Source organism: Segetibacter sp. 3557_3, from assembly GCF_004354985.1.
Classification (GTDB): Bacteria; Bacteroidota; Bacteroidia; order Chitinophagales; family Chitinophagaceae; genus Segetibacter.
Map to the genome: position 1 here is coordinate 145,548 of NZ_SMSK01000011.1, position 17,196 is coordinate 162,743.

Sequence of the window (17,196 nt, forward strand, 5' to 3'; positions counted from 1 at the left end):
ATCCGGCAGCTGTATTTAGGGTAACATAAAAAAAGGCCGCACATTCGTACGGCCCCTCAAAGTTTGTATTAGTGCTTAAACGAGATCAATATCAAAATTTACAAGTTGTACAAACTCTTCAAGACGGGCATCCACCTCTTCTTTAGTTATTTCTGTAAGCCGTTGCGTACCGAATTTTTCAACACAAAAACTCGCGAGGGCTGAACCCATGATAATAGCTGTTTTCATGTTTTCAAACGAAATGTCTTTTGTACGTGCGATGTGCCCGATGAAGCCGCCGGCAAACGTGTCGCCCGCGCCTGTTGGATCGAATACATCTTCAAGCGGTAGCGCCGGGGCAAAAAACACATGGTTTTGATGGAACAGCAAAGCACCGTGTTCACCCTTTTTGATGATGAGGAATTTCGGTCCCATCGTTAGTATTTTGTTTGCCGCTTTAACCAGGCTGTATTCGCCGCTGAGTTCTCTTGCTTCGCTATCGTTTACGAGCAATACATCAACCATGGTAAGCAGGTCCTTCAGGTCGTCAAGCGCGATCTCCATCCAAAAGTTCATCGTATCCATTACGATCAGTTTTGGCCGCGTTTTCATTTGCATGATCACGCTTTTTTGTAATGCCGGGGCAAGATTTCCAAGCATTACAAATTCGCAATCCTGGTAGCTATCGGGTACAACAGGCTGAAAATTTTCGAGGACATTAAGTTGGGTATCGAGGGTATCCCTGGTGTTCATATCCATGTGGTACCTGCCTGACCAGAAAAAGGTTTTTTCATCCTTTTTGATTTGTACACCTTCCATATCAACACCACGTGCTATAAGTGCGTCAAGCTCAGACTGTGGAAAATCCCCTCCCACTACGGAGATCTGTTTTATAGGTGTGGTAAAGTTTGATGCACTCCAGGCGATATAAGTACCGGCTCCACCGATGATCTTATCCGACTTACCAAACGGCGTTTCAATGGCATCAAAGGCCATAGAGCCAACAACAAGTAACGACATACTATTTGAAAGTTTAAAATTGAAAGTGGGTTTGCTGACGAGTAAGTATTGTGTGTACAACCTTTATGGCCATCGGGGTGCGAAGCTAAAGTATTTTAAGTAAGCCGAAAAACGCGATCATACATGAGCAGCGGGAATGAATACCAACCTCTACATCGGCTTGGGTAGACTTAGCTGAACCGCCGCGTTTTTGAATAGAACTTAATTGCCCGGCATCGTGAGTCAACCCTCGTGTTAAGGTAATTGCTGCTATAAAAAACTGCCGATGAACCGAGCCCGTCCGAATGGATCGCCGGGCGGACGTGGAACGATGATGCCCAAAGTGTTTCAGCCGACCACCAAAAAAAACCTGCAATACGGCACTAAAACAAAAAAGCCGGTCTGAACGACCGGCCTTTGTTGCTGTGTGAATGGGTTTTAATACCCGGGATTTTGCACCACGGATTTATTGACCAGGATCTCAGAAAGCGGAATGGGCCAGATATATTGTGAATCGGTAGGTGCAATCGCCGGAACAGTGCCTTTTGCCGGAAGTGGGGCATTAAGGCGGGTAAGGTCCATTGAACGGAATCCTTCGCCTAGTAACTCAATCCTTCTTTCGGTAAGTATCACGTTGATAAGCTCAGCCTGGGTAGCCGGGCTAAACGGGGTAGCCGGATCGGAGCGTTGGTGCACCGCGTTAACCAGCTGAAGTGCCCTTGCATTAACACCGGCATTGGTACGGGCGAGCGCCTCGGCAAGGTTTAGCAGCACTTCAGCATACCTGATAACAGGTACGTAGTCGGTATTTGCTGTCCATTTGCGTAACCACGTTTTGGTGCCGATAACTTGTACGAAAGAGGTTCTTCGTTTATCTGTGGCACTCCATGCCGGGTTCGCCAATATACCGGCTCCGGCGGTGTTAAGGCTGAAATCGCCATTACCGCCTGCTGCACCAGGGCTATAATATTGGTTAAGGCTATTTTGGGTACCTGGCAGGTTGTTGGTGGTAAACGGCATCGAAAATATGTTCTCCAGGGTTTGTCCGCCGGCACCAAATACAAGCGTAACATCTGGTTCAAGCTTGTGCTGCACACCGGTGGCGGCAACAAATGGACCCGCAGCCGAAACGATTTTGTTAGCCTCGGTTACCACATCAGCATATTGGCCCATATGCAGGTAGATGCGCGTTTTATACGCAATAGCGGTGTTCCGGTGTGCCCGTGTAACATTCAGGCTTGTTGTGGAGTAGTTTAAGGGAAGGTTAGCTTCAGCAAAATTCAGGTCTTCCAGTATCAGCGTATACACCTCAGCTACCGTTGACCTTGCCTTATTGTTGTTGCCAAGCGTCGACTGCGGTTCGGTATATATAATCACCCCGGGGTTACTCCCGTTTCCGTCGGTGTATGGCCGGGCATACAGGTTTACGAGTGAATGGTACATCAGAGCCCGAAGAAACCGGGCTTCACCGCGGTATTGGTTTTTCAATACATCGCTTACCGGTGCATTTTCGAGACCCTTCAACACGGTATTGATCCTGTTGATGGCCTGGTAACCGGCGTTCCATAAGTTTTGTACTTCATTGGTACTTGACTGCAGTGTAAAGTTCCAGGTTTGCAGGTTTGTTACTCCGTTAGCGGTTTCATTAATGAATTCTTCGCCCCGAATATCCTGGTAAACCGGGTACCGGCCGGCGTAAATTTGTCCAATCGAAGGGGACGCAGGTCCGCCCTTTGCGGCCGCATACATGCCATTAACCTGGAGGAGAATGCGCTCTGGTGTGGAGAAAGCCAATGACTCGTCGATATCGGTTTGTGGTAGCAGGTTGAGCTGGTCTTTGTTACAGGAGAACAGGGCACCAATCAGCAGAAGAAGTACCGTTATGTTGATTTTCATGTGATAAGAGATTTAAGGGTTAGAAGCCAATGTTTATTCCCAGGTTAATGGTACGGGCGAGTGGGGCTGCGTTCCTGTCAACACTTGGAGCACTGTTCACCACTTGTTCACCACCAGTGTTGGCAGCTCCGTTGTTGCTTTGAATTTCGGGATCGAAACCAGAATACTTGGTAATAGTAAACGCATTTAACACGGAAGCATATAACCTTACGTTGTTAAGTCCTGCGCGGTCTACAAGTGTTTTGGGGAAGGTATAACCAAGCGATATGTTGCGACCTTTTATAAAATCTCCTTTTTCAACATTGTTCGATATTACCATACTCGAGCCGTTAGAAACGTTATCGCCGAATACCACTTTAGGCCACATGGCGTTTTCGCCCGCTTTTGTCCAACGATTTAGTGCGTCCTTTGCATTGTTCCAGTTCCGGTTGTCGTGCAAACCCGCTTTACTGCCATTATATACATAGTTGCCCCCGCTGAAATACAGCAGGATGTTCAAATCGAAGCCGCGGTACCTGAATGTATTATCAAATCCACCGAAGTACTTTGGAAGTGCGGGGCCGATCACCCTTGCGTCGGTGGCCTGGTTTGCCGGTCTTGAATTTGCTTCGGTGTCAACCCTGGTCCAGCGGCTTGCCGACGCAGCTGCATGATTATATTGAACCCTGGTACCATCATTTAACACAAAAATCCGTCTGCCATTAGCAGGATTAACCCCTTCGGTGGGTACAGCATAAAAGCTTCCGAGAGACTCCCCAACCCGGATGAGTGAAGGAGATTCAAGTCCGCCGGTGGCGACCAATACGTCGGCGTTGTTGTTTGATAGTGTCAGCACCTCATTTTTGAGGGTAGTGATGTTGAAGTTGGATGTCCAGCTAAACTCTTTTGATGACACGATTGTGCCATTCAACGTAAGTTCAAAGCCTTTGTTCACCATGCTACCCACGTTGGTTAACAACGAATTCGCCGGAACATTGGTAGGGGTAGGGATACCGCGTGAAGGAGCCTGGGGCTCAAATAACACCAGGTCAGTGATGTCGTTTTTATAATAGGCAAATTCAACAGATAGCCTGTTTTTTAGAAGGCCTGCGTTGAAACCTATATCAAGCTTCTTACTTTTCTCCCAGGTAAGATTAGCATTAGAGGCCTGGTTAAAGAAAACGGTAGCATTAGCACCATAGAGGCCGGTGCTATATAAACCCTGGTAAGCGTAATCGCCTATACCGGCAAAGTTGCCGACCATACCGTAACTACCCCTGAAGCGCAATGAATTGACCACATTTCCAAGAGCCGAGTTTTTCCAAAATTCCTCTTCCGATACGGCCCAACCGGCTGATCCGCCATAGAAAGTTCCCCATTTGTTTGAAAATGCAGAATAGCCATCTCTTCTGAGGTTTGCAGACAGGAGGTATTTCTTTTTGTAATCATAATTTATCCGGCCAAAATACGACTGCAGGAAGTTTTCTGACAATTGTGGAATAAACGGAGAAGCCGGCAGTGTCATGTCTACAAATCCGCCCTGGAATTCGTTAAAGAAAGGGTCCGCAAGGTTTCTGCGGTCAGCTCCCCAACGGTCGGTTTTAGTGTACTGTTGCTCTGCACCCAGCAGGATATTAAGGCCATGGTCATCCATAATACGGGTATCATATGTTAATGTATTGGACCAGTTCCAGCGCCGCGGCCGCTGCAAAGTATTTTGAGCTCCCCCCGCAAATTGCTGGCCGTCACCATGCAGTGCATTACGGAAGTCCTCGTTTACTACCGACAGGTTATCTATCCCATAGAGCGATCTAAAACTAAGGCCCCTGAATAATCTTACCTGTCCATATACATTTGCAAGTACCCTATCGCTCTTTGAGACGAAACGATTGAGGTCGAGCAACATCACCGGATTGCTAAAAGTCACGGCCGAAATGTTATTGCCTTGTCCGATCGTATTATTGCCACTGATGTTATAAGAGCCGTCGGCATTCAATGGACCGACGTTTGGCGCAAGGCCAAAAGCAAGACGCGCCGCACCGGATGTATTAAAAGCCGCACCGGTAGACCCGGTGTTAAGGCCTTCGTTTTCGGAGTTGGTATAGTTGAAAGTTCCACCAAAAGTCAGCCAGTCGTTCACTTTATGATCTAGTGTAAAGCGGCCGGTTAGTCTTTTAAAGCTATTATTCTTAAACATACCTTCCTGGTTGGTAAAGCCCGTCGAAAAATAATAGTTTGTTTTATCGTTCGCCCCGGAAATGCTAACGGTATGGTTGTGCGAGAAACCCGTACGGTAAATGTGGTCGTACCAACGGGTATCTACCAACTTGCCCGCCGCGTCATTCATAGTATAGAACCCCCTTGTTGTTCCGTTTGCCGGTGTTCCGGCATTCGCGAGGCCTTCGTTTTTCAGGTCGGTAAATTCCTGGGCATTCAGCACTTCGATTAGGTTGTACGGGTTGGTCCAGCCGGTCCATGCTTCATAATTGACCCGTGCGCGACCCTGACGACCTTTTTTAGTGGTAATGATTAATACCCCGGCAGACGCCCTTGAGCCATAGATAGCAGCAGCTGAAGCGTCCTTTAGGACCTCCACACTTTCGATGTCGGATGGGTTGATATCGCCCAACAGGTTGTTGGCTGAAGAACCGCTACCCACGTCCCCGGTGAAAGAAGGTACACCATCAATTACAACCAATGGATAGGAGCTGAGGGAAATAGAGTTAACACCACGCACCCTGATCACGGGCGCATTACCAAGCACCCCGTTGGGAATGGAGATGTTTACGCCCGCAGCCCGGCCCGACAATCCTTGCTCAAAGCTTTGTATCGGCTGATCGCGCAACTTACTGCCACTGATCTGGGCAATATTACCGGTAAGTTCTGTACGTCTTTGGGTGCCATATCCCACTACGACCACTTCTTCGAGGTTCCTGTCCGACGATGCCATGGTAACAGCAAGTTCGGTTCTGTCGCCAATGGTAACAGCCTGAGGGGCATAGTTCAGGGATGAAAAATCAATTACTCTTGATGTTGGTGACACCGCGATAGAGAAAGTTCCGTTCGCATCGGTTACCGTACCTGAGCCACCCCTCACAACAACCGAAACGTTTGTTATAGGGTTGCCTTTATCGTCTACTACCCGCCCCGTTATCCGGCGGGTTTGAGCGTAAAGTTGCGCCAGCAAGAGCATCAGGAGTGTAAGCAGGGTTAAGCTTTTTCGCATACTTGTTTTTTTAGGTGAACAATTTAAGTATGACAAAAGGTGCCGTAATAATGCTGTAACACCGCGCCGAAATTTTACAAAAGGCAGAATTTAATGAATGAAGGAAAATAACCTACGAAATGTAGATTATTTGTGCATAGGGTTTGCTTCAGAAAGCAGGGTAAAATATTGATTCCCAATTCAGGTTACTGATGCAATGGGGGTTGTTGATCCCCAATCGGCATCGGTGTTGCCCTTTTCCTGCGACCAAGCAGGAGCAGGAGCACCGGCAACAGCACCAGGTTTGTAATGGTGCCCACAACCAAAGTGAGTGAGGTGAGCCATCCAAGCGCCTTTGTGCCACCAAATCCGCTGAAACAAAAAATTACAAACCCGGCAATCAGAACAAGACTGGTATAAATAATACTAATTCCGGTATGACGAATGGTTTCAATCAGGGTTGGTTCAACCTCGTACCCGTTTTCAGGAAGCTCCTGCTTATAATTGATCAGGAACCGGATGGTGACGTCTATCGCAATTCCAAGTGCAACGCTAAATACCAAAACGGTTGATGGTTTTAATGCGATACCGGCCCAGCCCATAACGCCTGCAGTAATTACCAGTGGCACAACGTTGGGTATGAGGGAGCACACCAGTATTTTAAACGATTTGAACAGGTAAAGCATACAAAGTGCGATGAGCAGAAAGGCCCAAAGCACACTTTCTTTAAGTCCGTTAATAATAAAACGGCTTCCTTCCAGGAATGTCACTGTTGCTCCTGTAAACTGAACACGGTACGCGCTGGTGTCAAATATTTGCTTTGCATGCGTTTCCAGGCTATCGAGAATAACCGGTAATTGTAGGCTTCCTACGTCCTTCATGTTTACGCTGATCCGGGCATACTGCTGGCTCGTGTCGATAAATCCTTTTACTACACGGTTGATACCTGTATTTGCGCTGTCTGCTTTTCTCAACAGCGGGGTAAGGCTGGGAATGGTTATCGGCAGCGTATAGCTCATACTGTCGCCATCGTAGTAAGCCTGGTTTCCAAACTTCAGTGCTTCCACAAGGCTTAGGGGGCGAGCTATGTTTGGATTTGTACTGATGTATTGCGAGAACTCATCCATCAGTTGGAATGTTTCAAGGTTGATGTTCCTGCGGGCTTTGGTATCCACCATTATCTCGAGCGGCATCACACCTTTAAAGTTGCTTTCAAACCATTTCAGGTCGGTATAGATTTTATTTGTTTTTGGAAGATCATCTACGATATATCCTTCGCTTTTCAACCTAAATATGCCAACCATGGCAACCGCCGTTACCACCAGCGTTATCCCGTAAACCCAGCCTTTATGGTGAAGTGTCCATCGTTCAACGTGTTCAAGGGCGCGTATCAGCAGCTTGTTGTCGAGATATTTCAACTCCCTGGGCCTGGGAGGGGGCAGGTAACTTAAAACAGCGGGTATAAATATGAGCGAGATAACAAACAGCAACATGATGTTAATGCCCGCCACTGCGCCAAATTCTTTCAGCAGGGCACTCTTTGTAAGTGCAAAAACCGCAAATCCGATGGCGGCTGCGATATTACAAAAAAGGGTAACAATACCCATTCGCCCCACCATGGTCACCAGCGCCGAATTTTTTTCACCCGTTTCGCGGTATGAACTGTGGTATTTGTTCAGGAAGTAAATACAGTTGGGAACCCCGATGACAACAATGAGTGGTGGTATCAGGGCAGTCAGCAGAGTGATTTTATAGCCAAAAAGTACCATGAGTGCCAGGCTCCAGATCACACCCATGATCACCACGAGCAAACTCATGATAACCGCACTTGCTGAACGGAAGAAGAGTAACAAAGTGATGGCCGAAAGTATCAGTGAACCAATCAGGAACCAGCGCATTTCCGCTTTTATCAGGTCGCCAACGGTGGTTCGGATAAAGGGCAGGCCACTCGCGTGCAACTCCAGACCAGTAGCACTTTCAAATTTTTGCACCTGCTGCATAATATCAGCAACTACCCCGGAGCGGGCTTTGCTGTTCATCATTTCCTTGTTTACATTGATACCGGTCAGGTAAGCTTTTGTATCAGGGTTATATAGTAATCCGCGATAGAATGGCAGGTTTTCAAAAACTGCACGGCTGCTATCCAGTTGAGCCTGGGTGGTAATTGTATCGTTGAAGATCCGCACCGGAACAAGTTTAGATCCATCTGGTCCCTTTGTAATGGTTACCGCATCAGGTATACTCAGAATGCTTTCAACACCTTTAACCGTTTTCAGGTCCCTCTGAAGTTGCCGGAAAGCATTAAATGTGCTCAGCTCATAGTAATTGGTCGCATTCAGGCCAATCACCAGCACATTGCCGTCGCCCCCAAACCGCTGTTTAAATTGTTCGTATTCCTGGTATTTGATGTTGTCTGTAGGGATTGCCCGGGTAAATTCGTAGCTCAGCTGAACCTTACTTGCAAAGTAGGTCATGATGCCGGTGGCAATAAAAAGCAGGATTAAGAGAGGAAGCCGATTTTTTAAGATCCATTTTCCCAGGCTATACCACATATCAGGTTTTGCATTTAAACATTAGTAAGTACAACAAGGTGGTGTTCTTCGACTCTTCAAAGTGTCTCTTCCCGAAAATCAGGGCCTGGCCCCAAAGTATTGCACGGTCGCACTTCCGTCCAAAAGGTTAAGTTAGGAGCCTGCACGGTGGAGCTGTGAAAGCGGGAAGCAATAACCTTAGCTGAATAGTCCAAAATCAACAACTTGCATCCGAATGGGCAAAGAAAAGGATTCTAAACAACAGCCACTCGTAATTCGGCGATTTAACAACTCTAAACGGCAGAACCCCATATTCCTGCATTTTAAATGCCACATAGCAAAACAATTGCAGAATTAGCTGACGAAATTCCGAGTCGGTGGGTAGACAATCATGCGGGACTTCCCGGGATTGTTTTCCGTTTAACTGCGGTATTTAGTCCTGGCCGTCAAAAAATAACTTATGAAATACTGCGGTACCCTTACTTTTGCGCAATTTTAGCCCATGAACCAGTCGCTTTCTTCAAATGAATCAGTAAGGTCTGAAAAGAAAAAAATTATTGTCCTGGGTAGCGGCCCAAACCGCATCGGCCAGGGTATTGAGTTTGATTATTGTTGTGTTCACGGCCTGCTTGCCATAAAGGAGTGTGGATATGAGGCGATAATGATCAACTGTAATCCTGAAACCGTCAGCACCGACTTTGATATTGCCGATAAGCTTTACTTTGAACCCGTATACTGGGAACACCTTTGGGAGATTATCGAGTTTGAGAAACCTGAAGGTGTAATCGTACAGCTTGGTGGACAAACTGCACTGAAACTTGCAAAAAAGCTGACTGAAAAGGGGATTAAGATCATCGGTACCTCTTTTGACGATATGGACATCGCAGAAGATCGCGGCCGCTTTAGTGATCGCCTTAAAGAACTGGAAATTCCCTACCCGCAATACGGAACCGCGCATACCGCCGACGAAGCCATCGAAGTTGCCAACCAGGTTGGTTATCCCGTGCTCGTCAGGCCAAGTTATGTATTGGGTGGGCAAAGAATGCGGATCGTGATTAATGACGATGAGGTAGAAACAGCTGTTATTAGCCTGCTTAAACACCTGCCAGGCAATACTGTTTTGATCGACCACTTCCTGGATCGTTGCCAGGAAGCTGAGGTAGATGCCATTTTCGACGGCGAAGACTTTCACGTTATGGGTGTGATGGAGCATATTGAGCCCGCTGGTATCCACAGCGGCGATAGTAATGCCGTGCTGCCTGCCTTTAACCTGACCCCATTGGTGATTACAACCATGGAATACTATTCTGAAAAGATTGCCCGGGCACTAAATATTCGCGGCTTAATCAACATACAATTTGCAATCAAAGACGGTAAGGTTTTTGTGATCGAAGCAAACCCAAGAGCCTCACGTACAACTCCCTTTATTGCAAAAGCTTACCAGATACCTTACCTGAATATTGCCACCAAGGTTATGTTAGGTGCTGCCAAACTTCGCGACTTTAAATTCGAGAAGAAACTTGAAGGTTTCGCCATCAAAGAACCGGTGTTTAGCTTCGACAAATTCCCCGGCGTAAGTAAGGAACTCGGGCCTGAAATGAAAAGTACCGGTGAAGCCATCCGCTTTATCAAAGATCTGAGAGATCCTTATTTCCGGATGCTTTACAAGGAACGCAGCATGCACCTTAGCCGCTAAGTAGTAAGGTTTTGTTGGCGTACAGGTTATGTATTATCATTATAAGTTCCTATTTTTCTAAGGCATGCTCCTAAGACATGCCAGCTTATGCACCAACATCAGTGTCGCCCCTTAATGCAAATTATGCACGGGCGATTTCGTTTGCGTACGTTAGCTCAGTTCTTTTTAAAGCTGCTGAGTCCGGGTGGGCAATGCTCCTTTGCTGCTTCCCTTGCTGTTCAACATCGATTATTTGTTTTGCTGATTGCAATTGCAACCATCCATGGCGTATAAACCCCCATACGTATGGAAGCAATTACCACTGCTAAGGGTACTTTTACCCTTGACACTGGGTATAATCCTCCAGTTCTATTATCCGCTTCAAATTTATTTTCTTTATGTTGCCGCAGGTGTGCTCTTTGCCGCAAACATCCTCTTTTACCTGCTTCCCGCTTACCTCAGATTTTCTTTCCGCTGGCTACAGGGCCTCTTTCTGCAGTTGGTTTTCCTGGTTGCAGGCGGCATCCTGGTGCACCACCAGGATGTACGCAATCACCCCATGTGGGTTGGGAACCATTACGAACAGGGGAATGCTTTGCTGGTCCGGCTAAACGAGCCGCTGGTTTCTAAACCGCGTACATATAAGGCGAATTGTAGCATTATAGCTGTCCGGCACAAAACACATTGGAAAGCTGTAAAAGGGAACCTACTTGTTTACCTTAGGAAAGAACACAGCATCCCTGGTCTCGGGTACGGATCAAATCTGGTGTTGACGAAACAACCCGGGCCAGTCGCGAACTCCGGCAACCCTGGTGCTTTTGACTACCAGCAATATTGCGCCTTTCAGGGCATTTTTCACCAGGTGTTTCTCAATTCCGGGGAATACAGCATCACCTCCATCGTATCTCCACATCCATTCCGGCAATGGTTGTTCCATATGAGAGATGCCGTAATTGCTGTAATACGGAAATATGTTCCGGGAGAGCGGGAGCAAGGCGTTGCCGAGGCTTTATTGATTGGCTACCGCGACGATCTTGACAAAGGTCTGCTCCAGGTTTACAGCAACACCGGGGTGGTACACATTATTGCGATCTCAGGTCTGCACCTGGGATTGATATATGCAATAATGGTCTGGCTCTTTCGCCCATTTAACCGGTTAAAGGGGGTCAAGTGGATCAAACCAGCAGTCATCATAGCTGTGCTTTGGACATTTAGCCTGCTTGCAGGTGCTTCGCCTTCTATCTTAAGAGCAGCAATCATGTTTACCGGCATAGTCATTGGCAACGTAATCAACCGAAGGTCATCTACCTATAATGCCTTGATTGTATCTGCCGTGCTTATGCTATGTTACAATCCGTATGTACTTTGGGATGTGGGCTTCCAATTGTCCTATGCTGCCGTGTTAAGTATTCTTGTGTTTAATCAATCGATTTACAATTGGCTGTATTTCCCCAACAAATTACTGGATACCGTTTGGAAGCTTAATGCAGTTACGATTTCGGCGCAGGTCTTAACATTCCCGGTTGTCCTGTTTTATTTCCAGCAGTTCCCTGTGTATTGTCTTATTACAAATTTTGTTGCAGTTCCCTTATCCGGGTGGATCTTATTCGGCGAACTGGCATTATTGATCTCGACGAAGCTTTTGCCTGCAGTAGCTCCCTGCTTGGGCGATACCTGTGGTGGCATGTTGACCTTTTTAAACGGTTTCGTTGAACGCATGGATGCACTTCCGTTTGCGGTATGGGCTCCACTTAAGCTGAACGTGGCGCAATGCATGTTGATGATGCTTTGTTTTGCTACGGCGGCGTACGCAATCATGCGAAAGAACAGGAGCAGCATAGTTGTTTCGCTGGTAGCTGCACTGTTATGTATTGCCCTGCGTTCAAAAGATATCGTCCTTCACCAAAACCAGCAAAAGCTGATTGTCTACAACATTCCGCATCATACAGGAGTCGACTTCATCATGGGTCGGTCTTACTGGAGTTTTGTCGACTCCACCATGGCTGCAGATCCATTCTTATGGCGCTTTCATCTAAAGCCATCAAGGGTACTCCACCGGGTGTTTCCCAAAACCGAACTACAGGGCTTGAGTACACTATACCCGTTTTTTATGTTCGGGAGTAAAAGAATACTAGTGGTCGATCAATCCTTTCATTTTACCTTCCCATCAAAGTTGGATGTAGACCTGATCATATTGGCAAAAAACCCGCGGGTACAAATACCGGAACTTCTGGAGCATTTCAATTGCAGGCAATTTGTGTCAGATGGCTCTAATAGCTTGTGGAAAATCAATCGATGGAAAAGAGACTGCGACCGCCTACATTTGCGCCACCATTCTACACCTGAAAAAGGTGCTTTTGTTTGGATGTTGTAGCACCGTCGAGTTTTTATTTTAATGCGCAACATTCCCCGATTGCATGCTGCTCAATCGTCAACTAATATAAATGAACAAGAAAATCAAGTCCGCACTCATCTCCGTTTTCTACAAAGATGGTATGGATACTATCGCCCGCCAACTGCATGGGTTAGGGGTCACCCTGTATTCAACAGGCGGAACCGAGAAATTTATCAGGGACCTCGGTATCCCGTGCATACCGGTGGAAAGCCTTACTACCTATCCTTCTATTCTGGGTGGCCGGGTAAAAACCCTGCACCCCGTGGTGTTTGGTGGTATCCTCGGCAGGAGGGCGGTTGAACAGGATGTAAAGGAAATGCAGGAGTATAACATACCCGAGATTGACCTGGTGATTGTAGACCTTTACCCTTTTGAAGAAACACTATCACAATTTGGCAAGGCAGCTGCGGATGATACATCAGCCCAGGCAGCAATTATCGAAAAAATAGATATTGGTGGTCCTTCTATGATAAGGGCTGCAGCCAAAAATTTTAGCGACCTGTTGGTGGTTGCGGCAAAAGAAGATTACGCCAGGCTCGAACAGTTACTTACGGAACAATCCGGTGAAACAAGCCTCGAGCAACGCCGTGCTTTTGCAGCCAAAGCCTTCGAGGTGGTGATGCATTACGACATTGCCATAAACAACTACTTCAATCCGGATACAGCGCTCCAAACCATAAACACCCAAACAAAACATGGCCTTCGCTACGGCGAAAACCCGCACCAGCAGGCAGTGTTTTATGGCAACCTTCATAAGGTATTCACCCAGTTGCACGGTAAGGAAATTTCTTACAATAACCTGGTAGACATAGACGCTGCTATCCAGTTAATCAGGGAGTTCAACGAAACAACTTTTGCCATAATCAAACACACCAATGTTTGCGGTATTGCAAGCCGCTCTACCATTCATGAAGCCTGGAACGTAGCGCTGGCCGGCGACCCGGAAAGTGCTTTTGGTGGGGTGCTGGTATGCAATGGCTCAATCGACAGAAACACAGCGGAAGCGATCAGCGAGATATTCTTTGAAGTATTAATTGCACAGCACTTCGATCCCGATGCATTTGAAATATTGAAGCGTAAGAAAAACCGAATCCTTCTTACCGCTCATCCACACCTGCTTGAACCTACCAAACAAGTTAAGTCGGTAGCGAATGGCTACCTTACACAGGATAATGATGAAGGCAATTTTGGCGAGTGGAAGGAAGTTGGCGGTAGGGAAACAACCGAAAGCGAAAGAGAAGATTTGTTATTTGCCAACCTTGTGAGCAAGCATCTAAAAAGTAATGCAATAGCCTTGGTTAAAAACAAACAACTCGTGGGCAAAGGCTGCGGGCAAACAAGCAGAATAGATGCTTTACGCCAGTCATTGGACAAGGCAAGGCAGTTTAATTTTGATCTCAATGGCGCTGTGCTTGCCTCAGATGCATTTTTTCCTTTTGCCGATTGTGTACAGATAGCTCATGCCGAGGGAATTCACGCCTTTATTCAACCGGGTGGATCTATACGGGATAAGGACAGCATAGATTATTGTGTTGAACATAAGCTCGCTATGGTATTTACCGGGTTGAGACATTTCAAGCACTAGGTTACTATTGCCTTTGTTAATCATGATCAACGGCTTACCCTAATGTGCTCAAGAGAGTTAATACGGTACAAGTGAGTGACACAACCGGAGCCACATCTTCTTTCTACTGCTGGTTCCAAAAAACTTTCTATAACAAAATACAAATGATGAACAGCTGCTTTTAACGGGCAGCTGTTTTCGTTTTACTAACATTATCCTGGACTCACGCATTTTTTTCGAAGTGGCTGATAAAGAATTCTTCATACATCTGCGACCATCCTGCAAACAACTTCTGATCGCCGAGTAAGTGATTATGGCAAATGGTGATCAGGTGTCCGGCAACAGACTTTGTTACATTGTAGTAATGCTCAAGTTCGTTTCTGGTTTCCGCTAGCGAATAACGCTGCTCGAAGTACGCGTTCGCATCCATCCAGCAGAAAGGAAAAAGCTTTAATGTAGTGGGTTGGTTTTGTTCAAGATCATACCAATAAAATGGCAGGCAGTACGATGCCCTGAAGCCATTGATGCTTCCGTACCCCATCGAATAATCACTCGTTAAACCTTGATTAATCAAGCAGCGATAGGTTTGTGGCATACTCAGCCGGATGTAATGCTGGCGGCTCGATGTAACCGGCCTCCCGGTCATGTTGTTAAGAACGTTCTTTTCTTGTGAAAGCAATCCGGAACGATCCCCGCTTTGCCACGATGGATGTATACCGATATCGTTTTGTTCGGCCAGTTTTTGAATTAGCTTTTTTAAAGACCGGCAACCTGGAGGAATGTTCTTGTCGTAGCCTTGTTGCGATTTCGCAAGTAAGGCGAAGTAGTGTGGTTTAAGTGTGTAGCGTTCGTGGAGCTGATCAAGCCATCCGAAGAGATCAAACGGATCCTGCTTTAAGCCCCTTAAAACACCAACCTGTTCGCTTATTTGGCCGAGATCCATCAGGAGTAGGGATCGAAGAAAGGCTCCCACGTTTTTTTGTATTCCCTTGCATTTGTACCGCCAGGCTATATCAATGTCGTAAGTGGGTGTAAAGCAAAAGGGCCTGGTATCAAAAACCAGTGAAGGGAAATGCTCGGTTAGTAACTGCCTAAGTTCCCTCAGCCATATGTTTACCAAAGGCTGACCAAGAAAGCCGCTCCTGTAAGCAAGGCTGTTTTCGTGTGCAAACCGTCCGTAACAATCTTTCTGATGCGGGAGGTATTCTTCGTAACGACTCAATAAATAAAATGCTGCAGCAAAGAGGTCAAACGGAATGGCTCCGTCTCCTGTTTTGAAAAACGCAGGGTGGCCACGCCACTCAAAAACATCAGGTGTTTGTTGCCGGATGCCGGTTTCGTAAAGCAAAACTGCCGGAACGATTTGCATCACTCCGGCAGTTGCTTCACCTTCACCATAATAAAGGCGTGCCCCTTTGTATTTAATAAATGCTTCCAGGTCGCTTGTTAAGGCGTATTCCAGTCCAACTCCTGGTAATAGTGTATCAACGATATAGGCCAACCTAGGGCTGTTTAAGGGCGCATAGATCAGCAGCATGTTCGTTTATGGTTTGGGAAAACGTTCTGCCCACATTTCATTAAACGTTTTCTTGCTAAAGTTAAGATCATGCCTATGGGTTGTCCATGCCGTAAACACCTTATTAATCATCCAGTTTTTCAGGCCCCCGTTGCCCATGTTCATCATTTTGCGATTTAGGCTTGCTTTCTTCCATACCTTCCAGGCAATGCGCTCACTCATGGGGCTCAGGCCAAATTCAACAGCCTCATGCCGGTTTTCGAGTAACAACTCGTGAATGTTAATACGAACCGGGCATACTTCGGTGCAGTTGCCGCAAAGCGAGGAAGCATTCGAAAGGTGCTTGTATTCCTCCATCTCGCGCATATGCGGGGTCACCACCATGCCAATCGGCCCGCTGTAAGTAGTTTCGAACGTATGACCGCCAATGTTTTTGTAAACCGGACAAGCATTCAGGCATGCACCGCAACGAATACAATATAGCGCTTCTCTTGTTTTTGGGTTTTTCAACAGGTTGGTGCGGCCATTATCCAGCAGGATCACATACATCTCATCAGGTCCATCTGTTTCTCCTGGCTGCCTTGGGCCGGTTATAATCGAATTATATACCGTAACCTTTTGCCCTGTTCCAAACGTTGCAAGCAGTGGCCAAAAAAGGGCAAGGTCGGTCAGCGAAGGAATAACTTTTTCGATGCCTACGATGGCAATATGGGTTTTTGGAAAGGCGCAGCTTAACCTGCCATTACCTTCGTTTTCGGTAAGTGCAATCCCTCCAATATCAGCGATGATAAAATTCGCCCCGGTTACGCCAACTTCAGCTTCTACATACTTTTTCCGGAGCTTCTCCCGGGCAACCAGCGTTAGTTGTTCAGGGGTTAAATTGGGTCGGGTTCCAAGTTTTTCAGCAAATAGTTTTGCAACGTCTTCCTTGCTTTTGTGCATTGCCGGGGTAACAATATGGTAAGGTGGTTCTCCATCCAGCTGCTGAATGTATTCGCCAAGGTCCGTCTCAACGCTTTCGATCCCGTTTTTTTCAAGAAATTCGTTCAGGTGAATTTCCTCAGTAACCATACTCTTACTCTTGACCAGCGTTTTACAATTCTTTTCTTTGCAGATCCGCTCAATCTCCTGCAAAGCCTGTTCGCTGTTTTCTGCCCAAATCACTTTTGCCCCCCGTCGGGTAATCTGCAATTCAAATTCAAGGAGGTGCTGATCAAGGGTTTCAATCGCACGCCACTTAATGTTTTTAGCTCTTTCACGAACCATCAAAACATCAGGAAACTGTTGTTTTCCCAGTGGTACCGATGCATTATACTTACTAATGTTGAAGTTGATCTTCCGCCTGTGTTCAAGGTCGCCTGCTTTAACCGTGCTTTTTGCTTTAAAAGATGCTGCAGTTTCATTCATTTTTCCAATCTTTTTCTTTTTACAAATCTGGGGTCAACAGTAGAACAAAG

The 17,196-nt window shown here is 46.6% G+C and carries 9 protein-coding genes; 3 read left to right on the forward strand and 6 right to left on the reverse strand.

Going from position 1 to position 17,196, the window contains the following annotated elements:
* Positions 1–75: 75 nt before the first annotated feature.
* The 4 genes from EXU57_RS16330 to EXU57_RS16345 form a co-directional block, all read right to left on the reverse strand.
* Positions 76–999, reverse strand: a complete 924-nt coding sequence (locus EXU57_RS16330; protein ID WP_133269299.1) for a PfkB family carbohydrate kinase — start codon at positions 997–999, stop codon at positions 76–78.
* Positions 1,000–1,416: 417 nt separating this feature from the next.
* Entirely contained in the window at positions 1,417–2,874 is a 1,458-nt protein-coding gene (locus EXU57_RS16335; protein ID WP_133269300.1) for a RagB/SusD family nutrient uptake outer membrane protein, read from the reverse strand.
* Between the two features lie 19 nt (positions 2,875–2,893).
* Positions 2,894–6,079: a SusC/RagA family TonB-linked outer membrane protein gene (locus EXU57_RS16340; protein WP_133269301.1), complete on the reverse strand. Its 3,186-nt coding sequence runs from the start codon at positions 6,077–6,079 to the stop codon at positions 2,894–2,896.
* Positions 6,080–6,264: 185 nt separating this feature from the next.
* Complete coding sequence (locus EXU57_RS16345; RefSeq protein ID WP_133269302.1) at positions 6,265–8,610, reverse strand: efflux RND transporter permease subunit; 2,346 nt, start codon at positions 8,608–8,610, stop codon at positions 6,265–6,267.
* Between the two features lie 481 nt (positions 8,611–9,091).
* Between EXU57_RS16345 and EXU57_RS16350 the strand changes: the two genes are divergently transcribed.
* The 3 genes from EXU57_RS16350 to purH all read left to right on the forward strand — a co-directional run bounded on the left by EXU57_RS16350 (position 9,092) and on the right by purH (position 14,244).
* Positions 9,092–10,285: an ATP-grasp domain-containing protein gene (locus EXU57_RS16350; RefSeq protein WP_243745626.1), complete on the forward strand. Its 1,194-nt coding sequence runs from the start codon at positions 9,092–9,094 to the stop codon at positions 10,283–10,285.
* A gap of 262 nt (positions 10,286–10,547) precedes the next feature.
* Positions 10,548–12,638, forward strand: coding sequence for a ComEC/Rec2 family competence protein (locus tag EXU57_RS16355; protein ID WP_133269303.1), 2,091 nt, complete (start codon positions 10,548–10,550; stop codon positions 12,636–12,638).
* Between the two features lie 70 nt (positions 12,639–12,708).
* Positions 12,709–14,244, forward strand: a complete 1,536-nt coding sequence (gene purH / locus EXU57_RS16360) for a bifunctional phosphoribosylaminoimidazolecarboxamide formyltransferase/IMP cyclohydrolase (RefSeq protein ID WP_133269304.1) — start codon at positions 12,709–12,711, stop codon at positions 14,242–14,244.
* Between the two features lie 202 nt (positions 14,245–14,446).
* Here purH and EXU57_RS16365 read toward each other — a convergent pair whose 3' ends face one another.
* Both EXU57_RS16365 and EXU57_RS16370 read right to left on the reverse strand, forming a co-directional pair.
* Positions 14,447–15,760 (reverse strand): polysaccharide deacetylase family protein, encoded by a 1,314-nt coding sequence (locus EXU57_RS16365; protein WP_133269305.1) that lies wholly within the window; start codon positions 15,758–15,760, stop codon positions 14,447–14,449.
* 6 nt (positions 15,761–15,766) lie between these two features.
* Positions 15,767–17,146 carry a LutB/LldF family L-lactate oxidation iron-sulfur protein gene (locus EXU57_RS16370; protein WP_133269306.1) on the reverse strand — a complete coding sequence of 460 codons (1,380 nt, stop codon included), beginning with the start codon at positions 17,144–17,146 and terminating at the stop codon, positions 15,767–15,769.
* Positions 17,147–17,196: the final 50 nt, after the last annotated feature.

What these genes read in the sequence shown, in the direction of transcription:
- EXU57_RS16370 (WP_133269306.1), bottom strand. Translation starts at nt 17,146, where the DNA reads ATGAATGAAACTGCAGCATCTTTTAAAGCAAAAAGCACGGTTAAAGCA.
- EXU57_RS16350 (WP_243745626.1), top strand. Translation starts at nt 9,092, where the DNA reads ATGAACCAGTCGCTTTCTTCAAATGAATCAGTAAGGTCTGAAAAGAAA.
- EXU57_RS16345 (WP_133269302.1), bottom strand. Translation starts at nt 8,610, where the DNA reads ATGTGGTATAGCCTGGGAAAATGGATCTTAAAAAATCGGCTTCCTCTC.
- EXU57_RS16365 (WP_133269305.1), bottom strand. Translation starts at nt 15,760, where the DNA reads ATGCTGCTGATCTATGCGCCCTTAAACAGCCCTAGGTTGGCCTATATC.
- EXU57_RS16355 (WP_133269303.1), top strand. Translation starts at nt 10,548, where the DNA reads ATGGCGTATAAACCCCCATACGTATGGAAGCAATTACCACTGCTAAGG.
- EXU57_RS16335 (WP_133269300.1), bottom strand. Translation starts at nt 2,874, where the DNA reads ATGAAAATCAACATAACGGTACTTCTTCTGCTGATTGGTGCCCTGTTC.
- purH (WP_133269304.1), top strand. Translation starts at nt 12,709, where the DNA reads ATGAACAAGAAAATCAAGTCCGCACTCATCTCCGTTTTCTACAAAGAT.
- EXU57_RS16330 (WP_133269299.1), bottom strand. Translation starts at nt 999, where the DNA reads ATGTCGTTACTTGTTGTTGGCTCTATGGCCTTTGATGCCATTGAAACG.
- EXU57_RS16340 (WP_133269301.1), bottom strand. Translation starts at nt 6,079, where the DNA reads ATGCGAAAAAGCTTAACCCTGCTTACACTCCTGATGCTCTTGCTGGCG.